The sequence below is a fragment of the Microcoleus sp. D3_18a_C4 genome, from assembly GCF_036702415.1.
In the GTDB taxonomy this organism is placed as follows: Bacteria; Cyanobacteriota; Cyanobacteriia; order Cyanobacteriales; family Microcoleaceae; genus Microcoleus.
Map to the genome: position 1 here is coordinate 144,195 of NZ_JAUBTI010000001.1, position 21,426 is coordinate 165,620.

Here is a 21,426-nt window from a genome sequence, read left to right on the forward strand (position 1 = left end):
CTAAGCAAAAATTCGAGCGACAGAGCAACTAAAACCAGGTAACAAAGGCGAGGTCAATTCATCAGCGTTCAACAGCGTAGCAATGAGCCTTAAACTTGCTTGTTCCCTGCGATAAACTTCTATTTGCTCCAACCGCCAATTCACAATCCAGTATTCCTGTACTCCTCGTACCGAATAGAGTCTGAGTTTCAAATCTCTATCCCGTCTTTCATTGTCTGCACCGGGGGATAATACTTCAACAATTAACTCGGGTGCGGCGGTTAAATGGCCTGCTTCGTCTAGCAAGATAGCCAAGCGTTGGTTGCTAATCCAAACCACATCAGGAATAACACAATCTACATCGGTAAAAATAACCCCTGGACTAATTACTGATTCTCCTAATCCTGTTTTTAGTGACCAAGTTTTTAACTCCATGCAGATATTAGCACAAACTTCTTGATGATTCCAGTGTGCCGCCCATGTCATCAATAGCTCCCCATCAATAATTTCGTAACGATCGCCGTTATCGGGCAATAGTTCTAAATCGGCGGTAGTCCAGCGTACTTTATCAGATATTGTCTGGCTCATACAAGCAGTCTTGATAGGTGATACAAACATTCTAAACGATCGAGCTTCTTGTCGCTCCACAGCTTGAAACAATCCGGCTACACTGACTTTCGCTTTTTGCAGGCGAGACTCAGAATATTGAAACCCGCCTGGGCGCGGGTTTCGTTTTTGTATGGGCGATTTCGCATCGCCGAATTGTCCGATCGCCCAATTTAAAATTATTGAAAATTTCAAATCGCGCGATTACTTCAAAATAGTTTTAGAAGCAATCCGAGTTTTCTTGCGATCGGCTTCACTCAATTGTTCGCCAGACTGCAAACGAGTAGCAGAAGTTTGCAGCACAGTTGCGGCACTTTTATCGCCCATTTGCAGAGCAGTTTTCGCAGCAGTTTGCAGCATTGTCGCCGCGCCGGCTCGATCGCCCTGTTGCAATCTAGTTTCTGCGAGTTGAGTTTGGCGGTATTTAGCCAAAGCTAAAATGTGCTGCTGTACCATCGGGTTAAGTGCCGGCTGATAAACTTTCAGGACATTAGCGGAAAGTGCAACAGGATCGGAAAGCAAACCTTGACCGACACTCGGATCGTCGTAGCGAATTTGCAATTGCCCGATCGCCTGTGTACCTTCGGGCAACTGTCCAATATAAATATTAGCCAAAACTACTCGCTCTATATCCTTCATTAAATCTCCCAGGCGTACCATAAAACGATCGCCCTCTTGCTGTACCGGTAATTCGATCGTATCCGGGGCAACTTGGGCGATCGGTTTGAGTTCGGCTAACCGCACTTTTGGCATTAGGGAAAATAGCAAATAAGCATTAGTCAAACCTACACCTTGGACGCGGCTAAACAGTTTGCCAAACTCGTCAACCGCATCTTCAGGACGCTGAATGTGAGCCAGAGCACCGCCGCCTGCATCAGCAATCTTTTCCAGAATATCCTGGTTCCAGTTATCGCCAAATCCCAGAGAATTTAAAGTCATGTTGTAGTCGGCCGCCAATTTAGCCAACTTCAAACACCGGCTGTCGTCGCCGTGTTCGTTTTCGCCGTCAGTCAGCAGAAATGCCTGAGATATAGCTTCTTTTTTACCTTTGCCCAACTCTTCAATACCTAACTTAATGCCCTCATCAATTGCTGTGCCGCCGGCCGATCGCAATTGCTCAATTTGCCGTTTAATGCTACTGGGGTCTCCCACAATTTGATTGGGGACGAGGACTTTGGCTTTGTGGTCGAAAGCCACCGCGCAAAAGCGATCCCCAGGCTTCAACCTGTCTAGCAAGCGTCCGGCGGCTTGTTTGACGGTTTCCAAGGGGCGTCCGCCCATCGAACCGCTGTGGTCGAGAATCAGGCACAGGTTTAAGGGTACGCTGGAGTCGATCGAGCTTGCCATCGCAGATACTGAAATCGCTAGCTGGCGCTGGGTCGAGGGCGCGGCAGCGTCAAGGTTAGGGTCGTTTAAAACCGGGAGCAAACTAACTTTCATGCGGGATACCTAAAGATTGCGTTAGTATTTCTTTAAGAATAGCTCCATCAGTTCAGGCAACATTTCGGTTATATGAACACACCAATTAAAGCTGTGCAATCGCCATACTACGGGGAAGGGAACTCTCGGACGCCACCTCCAGATTTGCCATCCCTGTTGCTGAAGGAGCGGATCGTTTATCTGGGGATGCCTCTGGTGCCTGCGGTAACAGAACTGATTATCGCTGAACTGTTGTTCTTGCAGTACGAAGACCCGGATAAGCCGATCAAAATCTACATCAACTCGACCGGCACTTCTGGTTACAGTGGCGAACCCGTCGGCTTTGAAACAGAAGCCTTCGCTATCTGCGATACGATCAGGTACATTAAGCCGCCTGTGCACACTATTTGCCTCGGCTCGGCAATGGGGATGTCTGCGATGCTGTTAGCGGCTGGTACAAAAGGCTTTCGAGCGAGTTTGCCCCACGCTTCGATTGTGTTGCACCAACCCAAGGCTTACACGCGGGGTCAAGCAAGCGACATTCAAATTCGGGCTAAGGAAGTGCTGGCAAATAAAGCAACGATGCTTGAGATTTTTGCAAGCTGTACAGGCCAACCAATCGAAAAGATTACTAAAGATATGGATCGGTTGCTGTACCTGACGCCCCAGGAAGCTAAAGAATACGGTTTGATCGATCGCGTTCTTGAAAGTTCGGAAGAATTGCCGAAACCGCTGCCTGCAGGAGTCATCTAATTCGGTTAGGGGGTATTAGTTATTAGTTATTAGTTATTGGTTAGGGTTTAGGGGTCATTATAACCAAAAACTCAAAAACCGGAAATAACAAGTAACAAATAACTAATAAACCATAACCAATTGCCCGATCGCCAATTACCAACTAAACGGAGTTCCGAATTATGCCTATAGGTGTGCCCAAAGTTCCCTACAAAATGCCGGGTGGTTATGATACTCAGTGGATTAATATCTACGATCGCCTCTACCGGGAACGGATTATTTTCTTGGGCAGGGACGTTGACGATGAAATTGCCAATCAAATCATCGCTGTGATGCTCTACCTCGATTCGGAAGATTCAGGTAAGGATATTATTTTGTACATCAATTCCCCAGGCGGAATGGTGTCGGCAGGCATGGCTATTTTTGATACCATGCAGCACATTAAATCGGACGTGGTGACGATTTGTGTGGGCTTGGCTGCTTCGATGGGTTCTTTCCTGTTAGCTGCCGGTGCGAAAGGAAAACGGTTAGCTTTGCCTCACTCGCGAATCATGATTCACCAGCCTTCTGGGGGCACGCGGGGACAAGCAACGGATATTCAGATTGAGGCGAAAGAGATTCTGCGGCTGCGCCACGAACTCAATAATATCTATGCTAAGAATACTGGCAAGCCGATCGAGAAAATCGAGAAGGACATGGATCGCGACTATTTCATGTCCGCTGAGGAAGCCAGAGAATACGGCTTGATTGACAGAGTGATCGAAGATCGTCCGTAAGTTATTTTTGCGCTACCGTAGTGCGGGCAACCCTCGCACTACAACCTAGTTCGCAGTAAATTTTGGCAGAATCTTTACATTTAAGGATTCTGCCATATTTAACTTAACAGCCGGGAAGTCCAAGGCGTGTATAAGGCGGAGATATCTTGGAGGCGTCCGGGCGATCGCAGTACCCCGAATAAATTCAGCAAGAGGATGAAAGGCGCGGCGGTCGGAGGTACGGAGCGAGTCCATTATACTTTGGGAGCATCCTGATTCTCAATGTATATTCTAAGCATTGAAACAGTAGCACCACTACAAGATGCGATTTTCTACTAACAAGTCTTGCGCTTTTAGCATTCACACATTATATTTGAGGAAGGTCGAAAAAAGGAAGATATCATTGCAGCTAACCTACAAGTACAAACTGAAACCCACTCGTCCCCAAGCAGTGACGATATCGACTCACCTGGAACTCTGCAGGCGACAGTATAATTACCGTTTGAGCGAGAGATTCAAATGGTGGGAAGCTACCAGAACACCCATCAATACTTGTCCTTTGAATGCTTCTATAGTCTCAGTAGAGGAAATCTACAAGAATATTCCTCTGACTAGAGTGCAAACCAGAGATGGCAGGAAAAAAGATGAAGCAGGCAATCCCATAACAAGAAAGGGTGATATTTTCTCAAATATGGATGGTGGTTATGTACAGTGGCAAACCGTACAGTTAGCTGACTTGAAAAACACCAAGAAACTATTTCCTGATTACAAAAAGTTGGATGCCCAAGTCTTACAGGATGTAGTCAACAGGGTAGAAACTTCTTTCTCAAACTTTACGATACTTGACAAGAATGGCCGCCGTAGGGGGAAGCCTAGATTTAAAGGTTTTCATTATTACAAATCGTTTACTTATCCTCAACTTGACAATTTGAATATTATCAAAGATGAGCAAAGCAGGATTTGTATTGACCTAGCGAAAATAGGTCAAGTGCCGATGGCATTCCACAGACCAATACCGAAAGGATTCAAGGTTAAGACGGGAACGGTTATCAGAGAAGCAGACGGATGGTATATTTCCCTAACGCTAGAAGATAAAACAGTGCCAGTAACGGTTGCAGAAATTCAACCGACTGCCGAAAACTGTCTCGGTATTGATTTGGGAATTACGAATTATCTCTATTTGTCCAATGGCGAACGAGTCGAAAATCCTAGATTTTTGAGAAGGTCTTCTGAGAAGTTGGCCAAACTTCAAGCGAGGTTAGCTAAAAGAGTTAAAGGATCTAAGTCTTGGAAAATTATCAAAGACAAAATTTCCAAACTTCATCAATTTGTAGCTAGAACAAGATTAGATTTTCAATTCAAGACTGCACATAAATTATTCAATAAGTGTGATGTTTTAGTTTTGGAAGACTTGAGTCTCAAGAATCTAACTAGACGCGCCCAAGTTAAGACTGATATTGAGGACGGCAATCTGGTCTACTTGCCCAACGGTCAAGCGGCTAAGAGTGGCTTAAACAAATCAATGCTTGATGCTGCTCATGGTCAGTTTGCTACTGTTATCAAATATGTCGCTGGTAAACTAGGTAAAAGCGTTGTATTCGTTGACCCGAAAGGCACTTCTCAACATTGTTGGAACTGTCTCAACAAAGTGCCTAAAGAATTGTCTGAGCGATGGCATTCTTGTCAGTGTGGCGAGGAACTCGAGAGAGATGAAAATTCAGCCAAGCTTATCAAAAAGATTGGCTTGAATTACGAAAGTGGCGGTGGTTCTACGTCACTCAAAAAAGCCCTTGCAAACAGGGAAAAAGAAGCCTGCAGTCTAACGATACTCCGTTGACCGTCAGGTTTGTTCACTGGTATTATCAACGCTCATTCATGCTAGATGGATATTGCAGATTATTACCGACAGTTAGGACTGAGGTCTGGCGCGAGTTTATCGCAAGTTAAGGCCTCTTATCGGAAGTTAGCGAGACAGTATCACCCCGATGTGAATCCGGGAAACGAACAGGCTAAAAATAAGTTTATTGCTATTACGGAGGCTTATAAGTTCCTGGTGAAAATTGCCCCCCCCGATGTTGCGGAGTCGAAAGTTGCCAATTCAACTGTGCCCCCTACTTCGACACCGCCGGATCGGGGGGTGAAAGCTCAACCGCAGGCAGTTAAAGTGACTCGAAAAGAGGCCGCGGTTCAATCTCATGCGGATCTGTCGGCGGTAGAACAAAAGTTAAAGCAAGATGCTTATTTTGAGTTGCAGCAGTTGCTGAAATATCAGAGGTTCCCGCGGGCGATCGCCTTGATTGAGGGTTTGGCCCAGCGGGTTCCCGAAGATTTGGAGGTGCGTCAGTGGCAGGCGATCGCCTATCAGCGCTGGGGACGACATTTGATCGGAGAAAAGCAGGTTGATAAGGCGAGAATTTATTTGAAAAAGGCTGTGAAAACTGACCCTCACAATCGGGCTTTGTGGGCGGAAGTTGAGCGGGATTTTCGCAGGTTGGAACAGATTTATTGAAGCGATGTTGCGTCCCCCTTTTGCAGGGGGTCTGCGTCGTGAATTTTTAATTTTTCTAAAATAACTTGGGTATTTTCAGGTCGGTTTTCCGGTAGCGGTTCCATCAATTTGTCGATCGACTCTAGGAGTAACGGGTCAATATCTACAGCCTGGTTCCTCCAATTAATTTTACCAGTTTTTCCATTAACGGGAAAGTCGATCGGCTCTATGCCTGTTAATAAATGTACAAAAGTACGCCCTAGGGCAAAAAAGTCCGATCGCACGCCTGCTTTACCTAGAATTTGTTCCGGTGCGGCGTATCCAGCAGAACCTATGGGTGCGGTCTCTATCTCTGCTTCTGTGGCGGCGCCGAAGTCAATTAATCTCAATTTTCCATTGGCTTCAACCATCAGGTTGGATGGCTTAATATCCCGATGCACTACATGATATTTGTGGATTTCCTGCAAAATATTGCTCATTTGTTGCAGCCAATCAAGAGCGAGATTTTGAGAAACGTACTGTTTTTTAGTTAAGAATTCTGCCAAGTTTTCTCCGCAAATTTTTTCCATCACCAAACAAGACAATTTCTGGAAGTTATGGGGGAGTTTAATTTGGAAATAACCGTCAGGTTCGACTTGGGGAACTGAGCCCTTTCCGGCCAGCCAAATCAAAACTCGCGCTTCTTGCTTGAACACGCGAACTAAATCGGGATTGTGTGTGTGTTTCAAGACTTTTAAAATTTTGACAGTTCCCCATTCGTTTTCCCCGGTTCCCAAGTCTTCGACTTCAAAGATGTCTGTGGGGCGTGCGGGATTGGGCGATCGCACTGGTTTAAGGATACGATAGCGATCGCCAATTAACAAATCCGTGCCACAAGCCTGACAATTTTGAGCAGCAGCAGGATTTTCACGTTGTTCGCATTGAGGATTGATGCAGTAAATCATACCATTTTAGATTTTAGATTTTAGATTTTAGATGGGAAATGACTGACGCTGTATCGGTTTAGAGCTTGCTTTTGCATTCTTTTTTGGGGAAGTCGTATCACTTTGATTGATAAATTAGCATAAAACCCAGTAAGTCGAACCTGCACGATCGCATTTGTACGGTTCACGTTGAAGTTTGAGTTTGAGCTTGTACTCTGTTTATAAGCTTTCTTTTCTAGGCGCGGTGTCAAGAGCTCCCGCCGCTACCGTACCCAGCAATTTATCTCTCAAAAACTCGGCAAAATCTCTAGCGTCGCTGCGGATCAAGTGAACACCGTCATTGGTACGCCATTCTCGATCTTTTGGGGGCGGCAGCCACTCAAAACGATCGGACGGAAACAGCTTTTTAGCCAATTCTCGGACTTGTTTTCTCCTGATTGCAGCGTCAACTCGCGACTCAACCGGTATGTCAAATAAAACTACTTTAGCCCCGGTATTTTTTTTGATTTCTGCGATTTGACTTTTAATAAACTCAGCTTCTTTTTTTATAGCTTCTGCATCTTTTTCAGACAAAGGTTGACTTTGAATATCAACTACCGTTTGGATAGCTTTTTGGGATAAGTCGGGAGTAAGATATCGACCTTCTAATCTATCTAGTGTCTCTCGCGTCATCAGTTTTAGATTCTGCTTTGAGCGACTTTTTAAAGAATCCACAAAAATGCTAATCGGACGGTATTCCTCTCTCATCATCGGTAGATACTGGCGTAACCAATAAAAAAGAGGATGATACAAAGAATCCATTAATTCTGGATCTATTTTCCGAACAATAGTATCGTTAATTTCCACCAAAACAATAGGAGGCTTGCTTTTACTTCTTTTAACTATTTCTAAACCTGTTTGGCTCGCTCCTCCCCCCAAAGCTATGCTCTTTACGCCCTCTCCAATGTGTTCAACATTAAGGTTGGCCGCTAGAGAACTACCTACCATTACCATTTTTAGATCGGAATTATCCTGATATACATACCTTTGAGTTTTAACAATATTATTTTGAAGCAGGCTAACTCCGTCGGAAGCAGGCAAAACTCCGCCGCTGACAAGCGCTTGATAAAAACTCATTATAAACAGAAAAATTAGTACCGGGCGCAAAATCGGTCGCAACGGGAATTTGACAAACATAGAACACCTTCTAGAATTGGAAATAAATAAATTGTTTCGAGCTGCCACTGTTGAGGAATATCATTGCTAGCATAATTCCTAAAGCTAAATCTTGATAAAGGCTCCAGACTTTTTGGCCGTTTTTATTTGAATCCTGTTTCATCCGATTTTGCCAAGTGGGAAAATGGGGAATGTGATAAATCACTACTGGTAGCGAAAAAATTAGCGTCGGAATAATGTGACTCCAACCGGGCTTGACTTTATAGTTGCGAACTAAAGTAACTGCGAAGTCAACCGCTTCTTCAAATCGTGGCAGTTTGAAAAGCAGCCATCCCACGGAAACAAAAGAGAAAATTCCTAAAACGCTAAGGCTGTCCAATAATAATTGCTGCCAGATGGGTTTGGTTTTTACTTGATTTGGTTCTGGCAATTTGTTTTTGGATTTGTCGAACCCAAAAAAGCGTTCTACTGCTAAACCTAATCCGTGATAAATTCCCCAAACTGCATAACTCCAAGCAGCGCCATGCCATAATCCTCCTAAAGTCATTACTATCATTAAGTTAACATAAGTTCGGATTTTTCCTTTGCGGTTTCCGCCGAGGGGAAAGTATAGATAATCTCTGAGCCAAGTTGAGAGGGAAATGTGCCACCTTCTCCAGAATTCGGAGAGGGAACGCGAGATGTAGGGAAAGTCGAAGTTGTCTGGAATTTTGTAGCCCAAAGCGGCTGCAAAACCGATCGCAATTAAGGAGTAACCGGCAAAATCGGCGAAAATTTGTATTGAGTAGCCAAACAGCAGTGTCAGGTTGGTAAGAGTTCCAAATCCTTGGTAGTAGGGAAAGCTGATCCAGAAGGTATAGTCTTTTAAGTTGTCGGCGATGACCATTTTTAGGAAGTAGCCAACAACGAGCGAGCGAAAAATGAAATTCCAAGGAATATCTTTAAAGTATTTAGGAACAATCTGGGGATAAAAAGTCTTGGATTTTAAAATCGGGCCTGACAGTAAATTGGGGAAAAAGCTAATAAAAAATGAAGTATTTAGCAGGTGTTGGCTAAAGTTGGGCGAGACGTAAGCGTTTGATTCGGTTTCGCTTTTGTTTTTTTGAGTCAGTACGTCTACGATTAAACTTATGCCTTCAAATGTGTAGAAAGAAATGCCGATGGGCAGAGGCAATTTTAAGAATAAATAAGCAATGCTGCCTTCGGAGCGAGCAATATTAAAAACATCGGTAACAAAGTTAGTTAGCAAACCGGCGTATTTAAACAAGCTCAAAATTAATACATTGAGAACGACTCCCGATAAAGCCCAAAAAAATCGCTGTTTCTTGTCAGAAATTCGGGCAACTTGAAAGCTGACTGTAGCGTTGATAATAATGGAAAGTAGCAGAATCAGCAACAGTGCGGGGGCGCTCCAACTGTAAAAAATAAAGCTGGCAATTATCAGGATGGGAACCTGCACTTTTTGCAACGGAGGGAAATAATATATGGCGAAAACAATCGCAAAAAATACTAAAAATTCAATACTGTTAAATAACATAATTTGTGATTTTGCTCTTTTACGTAGCCTGTGACCCACTATATCAAGCGCCTGGGACTCATGGCAAGAGTGGCCCAGAACCCGATCGCGATCGCGCATCCTACCAAAGTGTAGCAAATATCACTCTTTGTTAGCGCTGCGACTACCTCTTGAGATAGATGCGGAAATCCCTCCCAGGGCGTGTTGTCATATCGGGAAACATTTCTTAACATATAGATAACAAAGGGAATCCGAGGAGACAGCAAAAATCCTTAAGCCCTTGGGGTGCCCCGGTTAATCAGACTTTTCGCAAACAAGGGCTAAATCAATGAACAAGCAGCAAAACTCCGAAGTTTCAGCATTTTTGCCCATGCTCCAAAAAGGCATTTGGCTGTTTGGGATTCTCTCTTGGATATTCGGGCTGACAGATAGAACTATTGCACTATTATCTGACGGATATTTGTCGGCGATCGATATTGTCCAGCTATTTACAGCATCCTTTTTCTTCATTAGCTGGCTGTTGTTAAGCCCGTTTTGGGGTATTAACTCCCAGAGTCAGCCGAAGGAAGAAGCATCTCCCTAGTTTTTAAGTTGTAATGTTAGTTTCTCGATCGCTATGAGTTTCTTCTGGGGCAAAGCGGGCCGGCCAAATGCGATCGCAAAAAAACAAAGTTCCCGCCGTCACGCACAGCGGAATCGCCAACAGATTCAACAGCGGAATGCTCACCAAACCCAAACAAACCAAACCAAAACTCCCGCTGGCCGGCAAACTAGCCCAAATTATCTCCAACTTCTCCTGAAAAGGTCGCCTCCGCCTCTCCAAAGGTGCATCTAAAAAGTCCAAACAGACAATAGTCGCGCCCAAAGCTACGCCACCCAAACTGCTAAGAATAGAGCCGACACCAGGGATAAAATTTAGCAGCAGCAGGGGTATACCGACGCTCAACAAAATTTGTAGTTTTCGCAGTTCAAAGGCGATCGCCCTTTGAATATCCCCAAAACTACTCGCCAAATTCATTGGTGCTTCTGCGGGCAATTGACCGTTCCGCAGCAGTTCCAATTGTTCGGAAAGTTTGCCGTACCACGGCGAACCTAAAATCACGCCAAACTGCACTAATAAAAATCCAATTATCAGCAAAAGTCCTGACACTAGGAGTAGGCGCAGCAGCCAGCCGAAAGCGACTGTTAACACGCCGAGAAAGCTCAGCCAAGCGGGAAAACTCGCAATTAGAGCGTTAAATCGGACGGATAAATCGGCAACTAAAACGTCTATCCCTGCCAAACTGGGAAATAGCAAGCTTAAATAAAGACCAATACCAATTATAAAATTTAGCACCACGGGAACTAATACATAAGTCCACAGCTTGGGAGTTTGCAAAATCAGCGTGAAAGCTCGCAAAGGATAGGTGAAACCTGCCAGGAGTCGAATTGGTGCGGTAATGGCGGCGTGGGCGGGGTTTGAATTTAGCTGTTTTGACATATTTTATGCTTTTGAAGACTCGACTTTATTTTCTATTATCCATTTTCCATTATTATGACTGATGAGGATTTATTGCAGGTAGCCCCAAAAGTGAAGCTTTTTATTTACCATACCCCGGAACTTACGCCAGCCGACAAAATGCCGGCTTGCGCGATCGCAGTTGATGTGCTGCGGGCGACTACGACAATGGCCACAGCCTTGAATAATGGGGCGGAAGCTGTCCAAGTTTTCAGCGACTTAGATAAGCTGATGGCCGAGAGCGAAAAATGGCCGGCAGATCAGCGGATTCGTGCCGGAGAGCGCGGCGGCGGCAAAGTTGACGGATTTGACATGGGGAATTCTCCCCTCGACTGCACGCCAGAAAAGGTGACTGGGAAGCGAATTTTTATCAGCACAACTAACGGTACTCGGGCTCTGCAGCGAGTGCAAGCTGCTGCAACTGTGTTAACGGCGGCTTTGATTAACCGCAAATCTGTGGTGCAGTTTTTGTTAAATAAACAGCCGGAAACTATTTGGATTGTGGGTTCTGGTTGGGAAGGGAGTTATTCGTTGGAAGATACGGTTTGTGCTGGTGCGATCGCCCAAAGTCTCCTGGCAGAAAGCGGTATTCCTGCGAGCGATTTTGCTGGTAACGATGAAGTATTTGGAGCTATTGCTCTTTATTTGCACTGGCAAGATAGGTTGCACGAATTGTTGGAAAGGGCCAGCCACGGCCAGCGCCTCCTCGGTTTAGGTGTTATTGAAGATTTAAAATATTGCGCGCAAACGGATACTTTAGATGTGCTGCCGATGCAGCGAGAACCGGGAGTTTTGGTTAAGTCGGATTTTAAAATTCCTCAAGCTAATTTCTGGGATCGATCTTCGGAAAAAACGGCGAATTAAATTTTTCTGCCAGTGGTGTATTAGTAAGGTGCGCGGCCGAGCACACCCTACTCGAACAACCACAATAAAATTGGTTGGCAGCATCGGAATGCAAGTCCTCATAAAAATCAGAGGACTTGCATTCCTCACTACAGACAACGGAAGTTAGTAGTTAGCCAACGAGATTTTTGTTTAAAAAGTAAAAGTAAAGATATTCGGTAGGGGCATAACTAATGTTGTGTCCCTAGTGTATGGTCGGCAATTGAGAATTGCTGTCTTCACCGCCGAACCGCTGAATTAAACACTCGGCAATTCTGGCTGCTGCACCGGGTTCTCCCATGCGCCGCCAGCCATTTTCAGCGATTAGCTGCAACCTGTCGGGGTCGCGGAGCAAAGACTGCACGGCGCCGGCAACTTCGGCGGGATGTTTGACTAAAATTAATGACGGGCCTAACAGGCGACTTTGAGCTTCTGCAAAAGCTGGAGTAAATTGCGGGCCGTTTCCGGGAATGGCGATCGCGGGTTTTCCTAAACCTACAAATTGTTCTGTAGCGGTTCCGGCCATTGCTATTGCTAAATCGGCTTCGTACAAACAATCGTTAAAACTTTGCTGAGTCAAAATCATGGTGGCGTTTCTCTGCACAAATGTCAGGGGCAATAGCAAATTAGGAGATTCTTTCCGAATTTCTTGAGCGCTGGAAACAGGAGGTCGCAAAATACTTCCTTCTGGCCGCTGCGTTCTAATTTCGCCGTCTTGTCGCCACCCGAAAAATTCTAAACTAGGTCGCAAAGCTTCTAAGTTTAACTCTGGAGAAATGGCTCCGAAAAATAACAATTTGCGATCGGCAAACAGCGATAAAATTCCGGCTACAGCCTCTACTATTAGCAGCCAATTAGCATAGGCTTCCGGCGCTCTAGAACCGGGGAGTAAGGTGATGATGAGCGATCGCTCCATTTCCCGAAACTCTGCGTCAGGGCCGTAAAAACCGGCTGGGTTTTCCGGTTCGAGTCCGTCCATCATCGGATTTCCGAGATTGTAAGCGGGAATTCCCAGCTTTTGTAAAGTCTCGGCGGTCAGCGCGTCCCTGGCAAAAACGGCCCGACAGCGCGATCGAGTCATCAACCAGCGCTCCCAAGGCAAATAAACCGATCGCGACCAATTCCACCCACCGCTTACCCTGGATTTGCGAGCCAGAGGCCCGTCCTCGTCCCGCAAATAATACTCGGACTTGGCAGTACCGACAAAGGCATAGGGCGCGCCGCTGAGCCAAGCAAACAGCAGCGGTACAATATCCCCGCAGGCTAAAATAACGCCGTCTTGATTCCCAGACTGTTGTTGAGTCCGCACCCAAGCGCGGATGGCTTTAAACTGAGCGATTGTCAACTGAAGCAGGCCGCCTTTGACATCGCGCAAAAATTCCCTTCTGTCCATGTAAATAAAGCCGCCCGAAGGCATCCGCTGCACCGGGCCGATGATGCGGGCGTTTTCTAGTTGAGCGAAAGCTTGCCCTTCGCCCACTAGCGGAAACACGGCTAATTCTGGCGGATGCGGGTGCTGTTGCAGTTCCTGCAAGATGCGAAGGGCGATCGCGTCTTCTCCGTGGCCGTTACTGAGGCAAAGTAATTTCAATCCCAACTCTCTCAAAAACTGTCTCTGAATATATAGAAGCAAGATTAGCCGCAGGATGCAAGGTGCTATAGCCGGATGTTGAAGTAAGTGGATCGCCGATCGCACGAGTCCGGGACTTTTTGGTAAAATAGCAGATAAAACTCTATTTTATAGGTAAAATCGGATGGTGCAAACCCTGCCAAAATCTTTGACACTCCAAGAGTTTCTGAAGTTGCCAGAAACCAAACCAGCCAGCGAGTACATTGACGGTGAAATCATTCAAAAACCGATGCCTCAAGGAGAACATAGTGTCATTCAAGGCGAGTTGACAAGCGCTGCTAATACTGCTCTCAAACCTCAAAAGGTGGCGCGAGCATTTCCCGAACTACGGTGCATTTTTGGCGGTCGAGCGATCGTTCCAGACGTGACTGTATTCACTTGGGAGCGCATTCCCCGTAAAGAAAATGGTGGTGTGGCCAATGTGTTTGCGATCGCCCCGGATTGGACAATTGAAATCCTCTCCCCCGACCAAAGCCAAACTAAAGTTACTAAAAATATTTTACATTGTCTCAAGCACGGAACTCAAATGGGTTGGTTAATCGATCCAGAGGAGCGATCGGTTTTTGTATATCGGCCGACTCAATCAACGGAGGTGTTTGACGAACCGGAACAGTTATTGCCCATGCCATCTTTTGCCAGGGATTTGCAACTGACAGTAGGAGAATTATTTGGTTGGCTATTAGAGTGAAACAACAGAATATTAGAGTAGAAGAGTATAGCCTTTCTCAGAAAGATGAGGTACCAGACTTGTATTGGGCATTGGGCATTGGGCATTGGGCATTGGGCATTGGAACCAATAACTAATGACTACTGACCACTGACCACTGACTACTGACTACTGACCATCGATATATTGGTTTAAAGTATTCCGAATTTGTTTGAGCTGAAATCCCTTAGCAAGTTGGCGCAGCTTCGAGACAAACGGCAGTAAATTAGGTTCTAAACTCTCCAGCTTAGCACTCTCCTCAAAAATTTCTTCAATGTCGCCCATAGCTGCGAGTTTCAAAAGTTTTGCTAACGACTCCGAAGCCGCAGGTAACAGAGAAGAATAAGCAGGAAAATCAGAGGCTGGTGACAAACTGGGAGGTTTGCGCTTTTTGTTTTCCGAAGACTCCCCATAAATCCATTGTAGTCCCAAATGCAGGCGCAACTGTTCCAAAAAGTGATTTGCTTCGATCGGTTTGGGAAGAAAATCATTGTACCCTGCGAGGATGCTATCTTGCTGCGTAGCCTCGAAAACGCTAGCTGACATAGCGATTAACACAACATCTTTTACTTCCGGCAACTGCCGCAGTTTTCTTGCAGTTTCTAAGCCATCCATTACAGGCATCCGCAAGTCCATTAAAATCACATCCGGTTGAAATTCAACTGTTTTGCAGAGGCATTCTTGCCCGTTTTGGGCCTCTGCAACCTCAAATCCCAAACGCCCCAGCAGCCTGCACAACAAATCGCGATTCATTTGATTGTCATCTACGATTAGCACTTTCCGCTTGTTGCCCATAAAACCGACAACCCAGCGTTTTTCCTGCAAAGGAGACACCTCCAAGTACCGTTTAGCTGCTGGCAATTCTAAATCTATCCAAAAAGTGCTGCCTTTTCCCAAAGTGCTGTGGACGCGAATTTCGGCACCCATTAGTTTCGCTAATTTCTGGCTGATCGAGAGTCCGAGACCTGTACCTTCCACAAATGTATTGCCTCCTACTTGGTGGAAAGGCAAAAATATTTCTTCTAACTTGCTTTGGTCTATGCCCGTGCCAGTATCCTCGACTTGAAAGCGGATTTTTAAAGCGTGTTTGGCTGCGATCGCATTGTGGGCGAAGCGCATATAATTTTCTTTCAGTTCCGAACTCAAAGTCGAGAACTCATAATTTTCTCCTTGCCCTCGACTCCAGGCCCCTGTGCCGACATAGCCGACTTTGAAAGTCACACCGCCACTGTTAGTAAATTTAACGGCATTGCTGAGTAAATTTATGAGAATTTGGCGCAATCTTTTTGGATCGACACGAACGCAGCTAGGCAGGGGAGAGACTTGTTCGTAATTGAATAAAATTTCTTTTTGAGCGGCCCGCATCTGAAAGAGATCGGCAATGTTTTTCGTGAAATTTATAAAATTCAACTCTTCCGGGTAGAGTTCCATTTTTCTAGCTTCAATTTTGGAAAGATCTAAAACATCGTCGATTAACATCAGCAGGTGTTGACCGCACTGTTGAATATTGCTGAGACTTTCTTGGTGATCTGAGCTTAAGTCTTTGTCGGTTTTGAGGATTTGAGTGTAACCTAAAACGCCGTTTAAAGGCGTGCGTAGTTCGTGGCTCATATTGGCAAGAAATTCGCTTTTGGCGCGGTTGGCGCTTTCTGCGGCTAATGCAGCTTGTTGGAGGGCAGATTCTGCAAGTTTGCGATCGACAATTTCCGTTTGTGCTTGTTGAAATAGCGTCGATTGCTGGATCGCGATCGCCAATTGCACGCACAATTGCCGGAGGGATTCTATTTCTGAGGAATCCCAGGAACGGGGGCCGCTGCAATCGTGGGCGATCAGGAGTCCCCAGAGCTGATTTTCTGCCGTCGGCTGGACCTGGGAAATGCTTTCTCTGGCTTGTAAAATCGGCACTATTAAGTTAGCTTTAACTCCAAATTGTTCTAGAAATTTAATGTGACATTCGCTCATATTTTCCGCGTAAATATTTTCTATAGCGCGAATATAGCCTTGCTGGTAAACATCAACAAATTTTTCTCCAAAACACGGATCGAAATTGTCAAAGTTTTGCAGCAAACTTATATCTTTTGCTACAGATTCGACAACTACAAGACCGCTCCAGTCGGGATTGAATCGGTAAATAACTGTGCGGTCTGTTTGCAAAAATTGCCGCACTTGTTCGACAGCAGTTGTCAGGACTTCTTCTAAATTTAGGGAGGAGCGAATGCGATCGAGCATGGCAACTACCAGCCGTTCTCGCCTTAATTGCTGCTGCAGTGCCATCTCCGCTTGTTTGCGTTCGGTGATGTCGGTAATTACTCCCACTAACCCGATTAAATGACCAGTTTCATCTTTAATGCCGTCGGCGCGAAATAAAGTTGTTACCAGTTTGTTGTTTTTAGTGTTGATTTTGAGTTCGCCTTGCCAAGATTTGCCTTTACGGATCGTTTTAAACATTTCTAGCAGCACTTTAGCTTGGGGGTAAATTGCTGTTAATCCGCCTGCTGTGTTTAGTTCTTCTGCTGTGTAGCCGTACTGTTGAACAAAGGCTTGATTGTGGTATAGCGATCGCCCTGTCAAGTCAGCAATGCCGATCGCATCGCTGGTGCTTTCCACCGCTTGAGTAACTCGCAGCAAATCTAATTCTGCTTGTTTGCGATCGCTAATATCAGTAATAGTGCCGATATAGCCTTTAATTTCCTGCTTGTCTCCGATTTCTGCAATTGCCTGACCTATCACCCAAATTACACGACCGTCTGGACGCTGAAAGCGGTATTCTGATTTAAAAGGAATTTTCTCAATAATTGCTCGATGCCATTCATTTTTCACCCGATCAACATCATCGGGATGTATGGCATTCATCCAGCCAATTTCTGCTGCTAATTCTGCGTTTAATCCCGTAATTTCGCTCCACCGTTGATTCACATAAAGGCAATTTCCCAAGGTGTCGGTGTGAAATATGCAAACTGGCGATGCTTCGGCTAAAGTTTGGTAGCGCCGCTGGCTCGATCGCAGGGCGGATTCTACCTGTTTTCTATTAGTTATATCGCGGACTATAGAAATTATTTCGCCACCGACAAGCGTTGTCAGCGACAATTCTTGAGGGAACTTAGTACCGTCCCGGCGCTGACCGGTAGCTTCTATATTGCAGTACCCTTTTTGCAGGAGCGTCGGCATTATTTGTAGTTCAAAAAATAAATTTTCTGCTTTGCTGTAGAGCATTTCCCATTTCTTACCATACAGTTCGCTAGGGCTAGCCAAGCCGTACATTTTGAGATAAGCGTCGTTGGAATAAATACATTGTTTATTATTATTAAAAATGGCGATTCCGTCATAAGCAGCGGCCATTGCTACTGCTTGTCGCTGGAGTTGGGACTCTGCTTGTTTACGAGAGGTAATGTCGTGACCGACTGAGTAGATTAAACCTTCTTCGCTAAATGGCGATGCCGTCCACAGGAAGTATTTGTAAGAACCGTCTTTGCAGATGTAGCGGTTTTCAAAGGAGATACTGGATCTACCCGCTATTAGTTTTGCTCCTTCGGCTGCGGTGGCTTTTCGATCGTCTGGATGAACAAAATCGATCATTGGCTTGGCAAACAATTCACTAATACTGTAGCCTAAAGCTGTTGACCAAGCTGGGTTTAAACGTTTAAAATGCCCGTCAAAACCTACAATGCAAAGCAAGTCTAAGGAGATGGTAAAAAAACGATCGCGCTCTGTTTGTGCCTGCTTTAATTCAGTGATATCCATCACTAAACCGTCCCAGAGAATATCGCCTTCGCTGCCAGATTTGCTCTCATTATTGAGCCTTTCAGGTCTCGCAGCTCCTTGCAGCCACTTAACTTTTCCAGATGGTAAAGTCTGCCGCCACTGCTGCTGCCAAGGTTCCAGCGTAGTGGCTGAAATTGCGATCGATGATTTTAAATCTAAGAGGTCGTCGGGGTGAATTCCATTGGAAATCAGTTCCGCATTTTGCTCTATTGCTTCGGGATCTAATTCGTAGAGTTGCCGGCTGCCTGAAGAGATGTAGGGGAAAGATATTTTTCCAGTTGCTGACCTTCGTAATTGATAAATTGTTCCCGGCAGGTTAGCTACCAATTTTTGAAAGCGAGCTTCGCTTTGTTCCAGGGCTTTTTGTTGCTGTCTGTATTCGGTAAAATCTCTAATTGTACCCACTATTACTTTACTTCCGTCTGCTATTTGGAAGACGCTTTTTTTGGTAGAAATTATGTGTTCTTTCCCGGCCGAGTCTGTGAATTTTTCTTCTGTTTCCAAGCAGACACCCGTTGTCAATACTTCTTCATCTTTTGTCCAAAAAACAGCAGATTCTGATTTGGGGAAAAAGTCATAATCGGATTTGCCGATCAGTTCTTGCCGCGATTTGCCGACCAACTGACAAAAAGCATCATTTAATATCATCCAGCGGTGTTGCTCGTCTTTGACAAAAATTGGGTCGGGCGTAGCATTTATGGTGTGGTTTAAAAATTCTTCTGACGCTTTCAGTTTGGCTTCGTAGCGGTAGCGATCGCTCACGTCTAAGACTACTTCGATCATCCGGTCGATCGACCCGTCCAGGCGGCGGATGCAGCGCAGGGAAACTCGCGTGTGAACTATTTCGCCGTTTTTTCTGAGCCACCTTTTGTCTGAGATGTAACCGTCGATCCTACCTGCTAACATCTGAGCAAAATTTTCACAATTAGCCTCCAAATCCTCTGGATGAGTCAAGTCTAGCCAATTATTTTGCACGAGTTCGTAGCGCTCATAGCCCAGCAAATTGCACAGGGCATCGTTAACTTCTATCCAGTTGCAATTTTGAGGAATTTCGGGGTCAATAATTGGAGCAATGATGGCAATGCCGATCAGAGAATTTTCCACCACCGAGCGATATTTTTCTTCACTTTTTCGCAAAGCATCTTGACTGTTCTGCCGTTCTATGGCGTAACGGAGCGATCGAATTAACAGTTCGCTGTCGATTTTTCTTTTTACCAAATAATCCTGTACGCCGACCGAAATCAACCGCAGGGCAAGTTCTTCGTCGTTTTGGGCGGTCAGAACTACGATCGGCACATTTACCCCGTACTCTTGTACCCGAGCCACCGTCTCGATTCCCAGACTATCTGGCAGTGAAAGGTCTAATAAAATTATGTCAAAAGTTTCTTCATTCAATCGCTGCTGCGCTTCGCTGAGACGCTCTACTTTCGTCAGCACTATACGCTGCGCGCCGCCAATTTCTGACAGCAAATCTTCAATCAGCTCAGCTTCGTGATGGTTGTCTTCTACTAAGAGAACTTTAAAGCAGATAGGAGGCAAAGCTAAGTTAAAAACTGCTTTCATAATATTTTTTTACCCAGAAAATATTAAACTAACTTGAATTTTACCTTTTATTTTCAGGGCAGTCATTCAATTGCCCATACACATACATCGATCGTCAGATTGGGGAGGGTAAGCAAGCGTTACAAAAATTATGTTTAATAATTACAATTATATCACGCACCAACTCGACTGTCAACGAAAAACTTTTTTTATTTGAACTGGTTATTTATACCACTTTAAAAAACCATGCAACTATAGCCCCTATCCCAACCCCGATAGTCACATTTTTTCCCAGTTATTCAGTTATTTTGTTTTCCATATAAAAGGGTGTTAACTTGTAAATTCTACTGTCTATTGTTTGACTTAAACTATAGAAATTACTTCGGTTTACCTACCTTATAGCTTATACCTTTTGCCGAAAAGAGGTCTCGACTAAGCCAGAGTAAAGTGAAAAGTTGAACCTTGCTCCGGTTCCGACTCCACCCAGATACATCCGCCGTGAATTTCCACAATTTTTTGACAAATTGCTAAACCAATACCTGTCCCAGAATATTCTCTTTGAGTGTGCAAGCGCTGGAAAATTTGAAAGATACGTTTTTGATGCTGCGGAGCAATCCCAATTCCATTATCTGAGACAGAAATTAACCAGTTTTCCTCGTGTTTGCAGGCGGTAATATGAACCACAGGCGGTGCATCGTGGCGATATTTAATCGCATTGCTGACTAAATTTTGAAATAGCTGTACGAGTTGAGAAATATCCCCCATTACCGCGGGTAATTCGCTGTAGGTGACAAGGGCTTTAGTCTCACGGATCGCCCCTTGCAGGTTCGCGAGTGCTTGCTCGACTGCATGATTGCAATCTGTCAGTTGAAAAGGTTTCCGACTCCGGCCAACGCGCGAATATTCGAGTAAATCGTCAATTAAAGTTTGCATTCTGGTGCAGCCCTGAACGATATTGCCGATAAACTTACTACCTTGGCTGTCGAGTTGGTCTTTGTAGCGTTTTTCTAAAAGTTGAGCGTAACTAGCAATGGTTGCTAAAGGCGCTTGCAAGTCATGAGAAGCCACATAAGCAAATTGTTCTAGTTCTGCATTTGAACGTGCCAATTCTTGGTTAGATTTTAATAAAGCCGATTCGGCGCGCTGGCGGTGGGATATCTCTTGTTGGAGTACCAAATTTTGCTCTTGCAAAGCTTTTTCAACGGCGCAACGGGTGCTGATTTCTTGTTGCAAAATTTGGTTTTTTTCCTGAAGAGTTTTTTCGACTGCTAAGCGGCTCGTGATTTCTTCTTGCAGCAGCATATTTTGTTCTTTTAGCTGCTTTTGTAAATTCCGCAGGCTGAGGTGACTTTCGATGCGGGCAAGCACTTCTTCAAACTGAAATGGCTTGCTGATATAGTCAACACCTCCCACAGCAAATGCGTTTACTTTGTCGAAAACTTCATCTTTAGCGCTGATAAAAATTACCGGTATTTCGCGAGTTTTAGGTTCTAATTTCAAGTGCTGACAGACTTCGTAGCCGTTCATTTCCGGCATCATTATGTCGAGCAAAATCAAATCTGGTGGATTAGAATTGCAGGCTCTCAAAGCCATTTTTCCGTTAATCACGCAGCGGGGGGTGTACCCCCTCTGAGTCAACATTGTAGACAACAGACGCAGGTTTTCTGGTGTATCGTCTACTACTAAAATGTTTCCTAACGGCGTCCCAGGTTGGTGATTGTTCATTGATTATTTCCCAGTTCCTGTTTTCTTCACAAAAAAGGTTTGCAGCTATTTTATTTGAGAATTACGAAAAACACCCGGTTTCTAGTAGGAATATGGGGAAAGAAAACG

At 44.9% G+C, this 21,426-nt stretch carries 16 protein-coding genes; 7 read left to right on the forward strand and 9 right to left on the reverse strand.

All coding sequences use genetic code 11. The features are described 5' to 3' along the window. Complete coding sequence (locus QUB16_RS00685; protein WP_333313421.1) at window positions 1-567, reverse strand: Uma2 family endonuclease; 567 nt, start codon at window positions 565-567, stop codon at window positions 1-3. Between the two features lie 222 nt (window positions 568-789). Further along, a complete protein-coding gene (locus QUB16_RS00690; protein WP_333313301.1) occupies window positions 790-2,025 on the reverse strand; it encodes a VWA domain-containing protein in 1,236 nt (411 codons plus the stop codon). A 72-nt stretch (window positions 2,026-2,097) separates the two neighbouring features. Here QUB16_RS00690 and QUB16_RS00695 point away from each other — a divergent pair, with 72 nt between their 5' ends. The 4 genes from QUB16_RS00695 (at window position 2,098) to QUB16_RS00710 (ending at window position 6,000) form a co-directional block, all read left to right on the forward strand. Further along, a complete protein-coding gene (locus QUB16_RS00695; protein ID WP_006632447.1) occupies window positions 2,098-2,757 on the forward strand; it encodes an ATP-dependent Clp protease proteolytic subunit in 660 nt (219 codons plus the stop codon). Between the two features lie 161 nt (window positions 2,758-2,918). Next, entirely contained in the window at window positions 2,919-3,512 is a 594-nt protein-coding gene (locus QUB16_RS00700; protein ID WP_333044307.1) for an ATP-dependent Clp protease proteolytic subunit, read from the forward strand. A gap of 382 nt (window positions 3,513-3,894) precedes the next feature. Further along, the gene (locus QUB16_RS00705; protein WP_333313303.1) at window positions 3,895-5,328 is read left to right on the forward strand and encodes a transposase; all 1,434 of its coding nucleotides are present in this window, start codon (window positions 3,895-3,897) and stop codon (window positions 5,326-5,328) included. A gap of 45 nt (window positions 5,329-5,373) precedes the next feature. Then, complete coding sequence (locus QUB16_RS00710) at window positions 5,374-6,000, forward strand: J domain-containing protein (protein WP_333313305.1); 627 nt, start codon at window positions 5,374-5,376, stop codon at window positions 5,998-6,000. Here the strand turns inward: QUB16_RS00710 and QUB16_RS00715 are convergent. The 3 genes from QUB16_RS00715 to QUB16_RS00725 form a co-directional block, all read right to left on the reverse strand. Next, window positions 5,994-6,923 (reverse strand): serine/threonine-protein kinase, encoded by a 930-nt coding sequence (locus QUB16_RS00715; RefSeq protein WP_333313306.1) that lies wholly within the window; start codon window positions 6,921-6,923, stop codon window positions 5,994-5,996. The two genes, QUB16_RS00710 and QUB16_RS00715, sit on opposite strands and share 7 nt — an antisense overlap. 198 nt (window positions 6,924-7,121) lie before the next feature. Beyond that, window positions 7,122-8,078, reverse strand: coding sequence for a hypothetical protein (locus QUB16_RS00720; RefSeq protein ID WP_333313307.1), 957 nt, complete (start codon window positions 8,076-8,078; stop codon window positions 7,122-7,124). Window positions 8,079-8,088: 10 nt separating this feature from the next. After that, window positions 8,089-9,594, reverse strand: coding sequence for an MBOAT family O-acyltransferase (locus tag QUB16_RS00725; RefSeq protein ID WP_333313308.1), 1,506 nt, complete (start codon window positions 9,592-9,594; stop codon window positions 8,089-8,091). Between the two features lie 307 nt (window positions 9,595-9,901). Between QUB16_RS00725 and QUB16_RS00730 the strand changes: the two genes are divergently transcribed. Then, window positions 9,902-10,156 carry a hypothetical protein gene (locus QUB16_RS00730; protein WP_333288755.1) on the forward strand — a complete coding sequence of 85 codons (255 nt, stop codon included), beginning with the start codon at window positions 9,902-9,904 and terminating at the stop codon, window positions 10,154-10,156. A 3-nt stretch (window positions 10,157-10,159) separates the two neighbouring features. Here the strand turns inward: QUB16_RS00730 and QUB16_RS00735 are convergent, their stop codons facing one another. Next, complete coding sequence (locus tag QUB16_RS00735; RefSeq protein ID WP_333313310.1) at window positions 10,160-11,053, reverse strand: EI24 domain-containing protein; 894 nt, start codon at window positions 11,051-11,053, stop codon at window positions 10,160-10,162. Window positions 11,054-11,143: 90 nt separating this feature from the next. Here QUB16_RS00735 and QUB16_RS00740 point away from each other — a divergent pair, with 90 nt between their 5' ends. Beyond that, entirely contained in the window at window positions 11,144-11,935 is a 792-nt protein-coding gene (locus QUB16_RS00740; RefSeq protein WP_333313312.1) for a 2-phosphosulfolactate phosphatase family protein, read from the forward strand. A 223-nt stretch (window positions 11,936-12,158) separates the two neighbouring features. Here QUB16_RS00740 and QUB16_RS00745 read toward each other — a convergent pair whose 3' ends face one another. Then, a complete protein-coding gene (locus tag QUB16_RS00745) occupies window positions 12,159-13,544 on the reverse strand; it encodes a lipid-A-disaccharide synthase-related protein (RefSeq protein ID WP_333313314.1) in 1,386 nt (461 codons plus the stop codon). Window positions 13,545-13,707: 163 nt separating this feature from the next. On the opposite strand from QUB16_RS00745, the gene QUB16_RS00750 reads away from it, so the two are divergent. Further along, window positions 13,708-14,271 (forward strand): Uma2 family endonuclease, encoded by a 564-nt coding sequence (locus QUB16_RS00750; protein WP_333313316.1) that lies wholly within the window; start codon window positions 13,708-13,710, stop codon window positions 14,269-14,271. 147 nt (window positions 14,272-14,418) lie between these two features. Here QUB16_RS00750 and QUB16_RS00755 read toward each other — a convergent pair whose 3' ends face one another. Then, window positions 14,419-19,614, reverse strand: a complete 5,196-nt coding sequence (locus QUB16_RS00755; protein ID WP_333313318.1) for a PAS domain S-box protein — start codon at window positions 19,612-19,614, stop codon at window positions 14,419-14,421. 411 nt (window positions 19,615-20,025) lie between these two features. Continuing rightward, window positions 20,026-21,318, reverse strand: a complete 1,293-nt coding sequence (locus QUB16_RS00760) for an ATP-binding protein (protein ID WP_333313320.1) — start codon at window positions 21,316-21,318, stop codon at window positions 20,026-20,028. Between the last annotated feature and the right edge of the window lie 108 nt (window positions 21,319-21,426).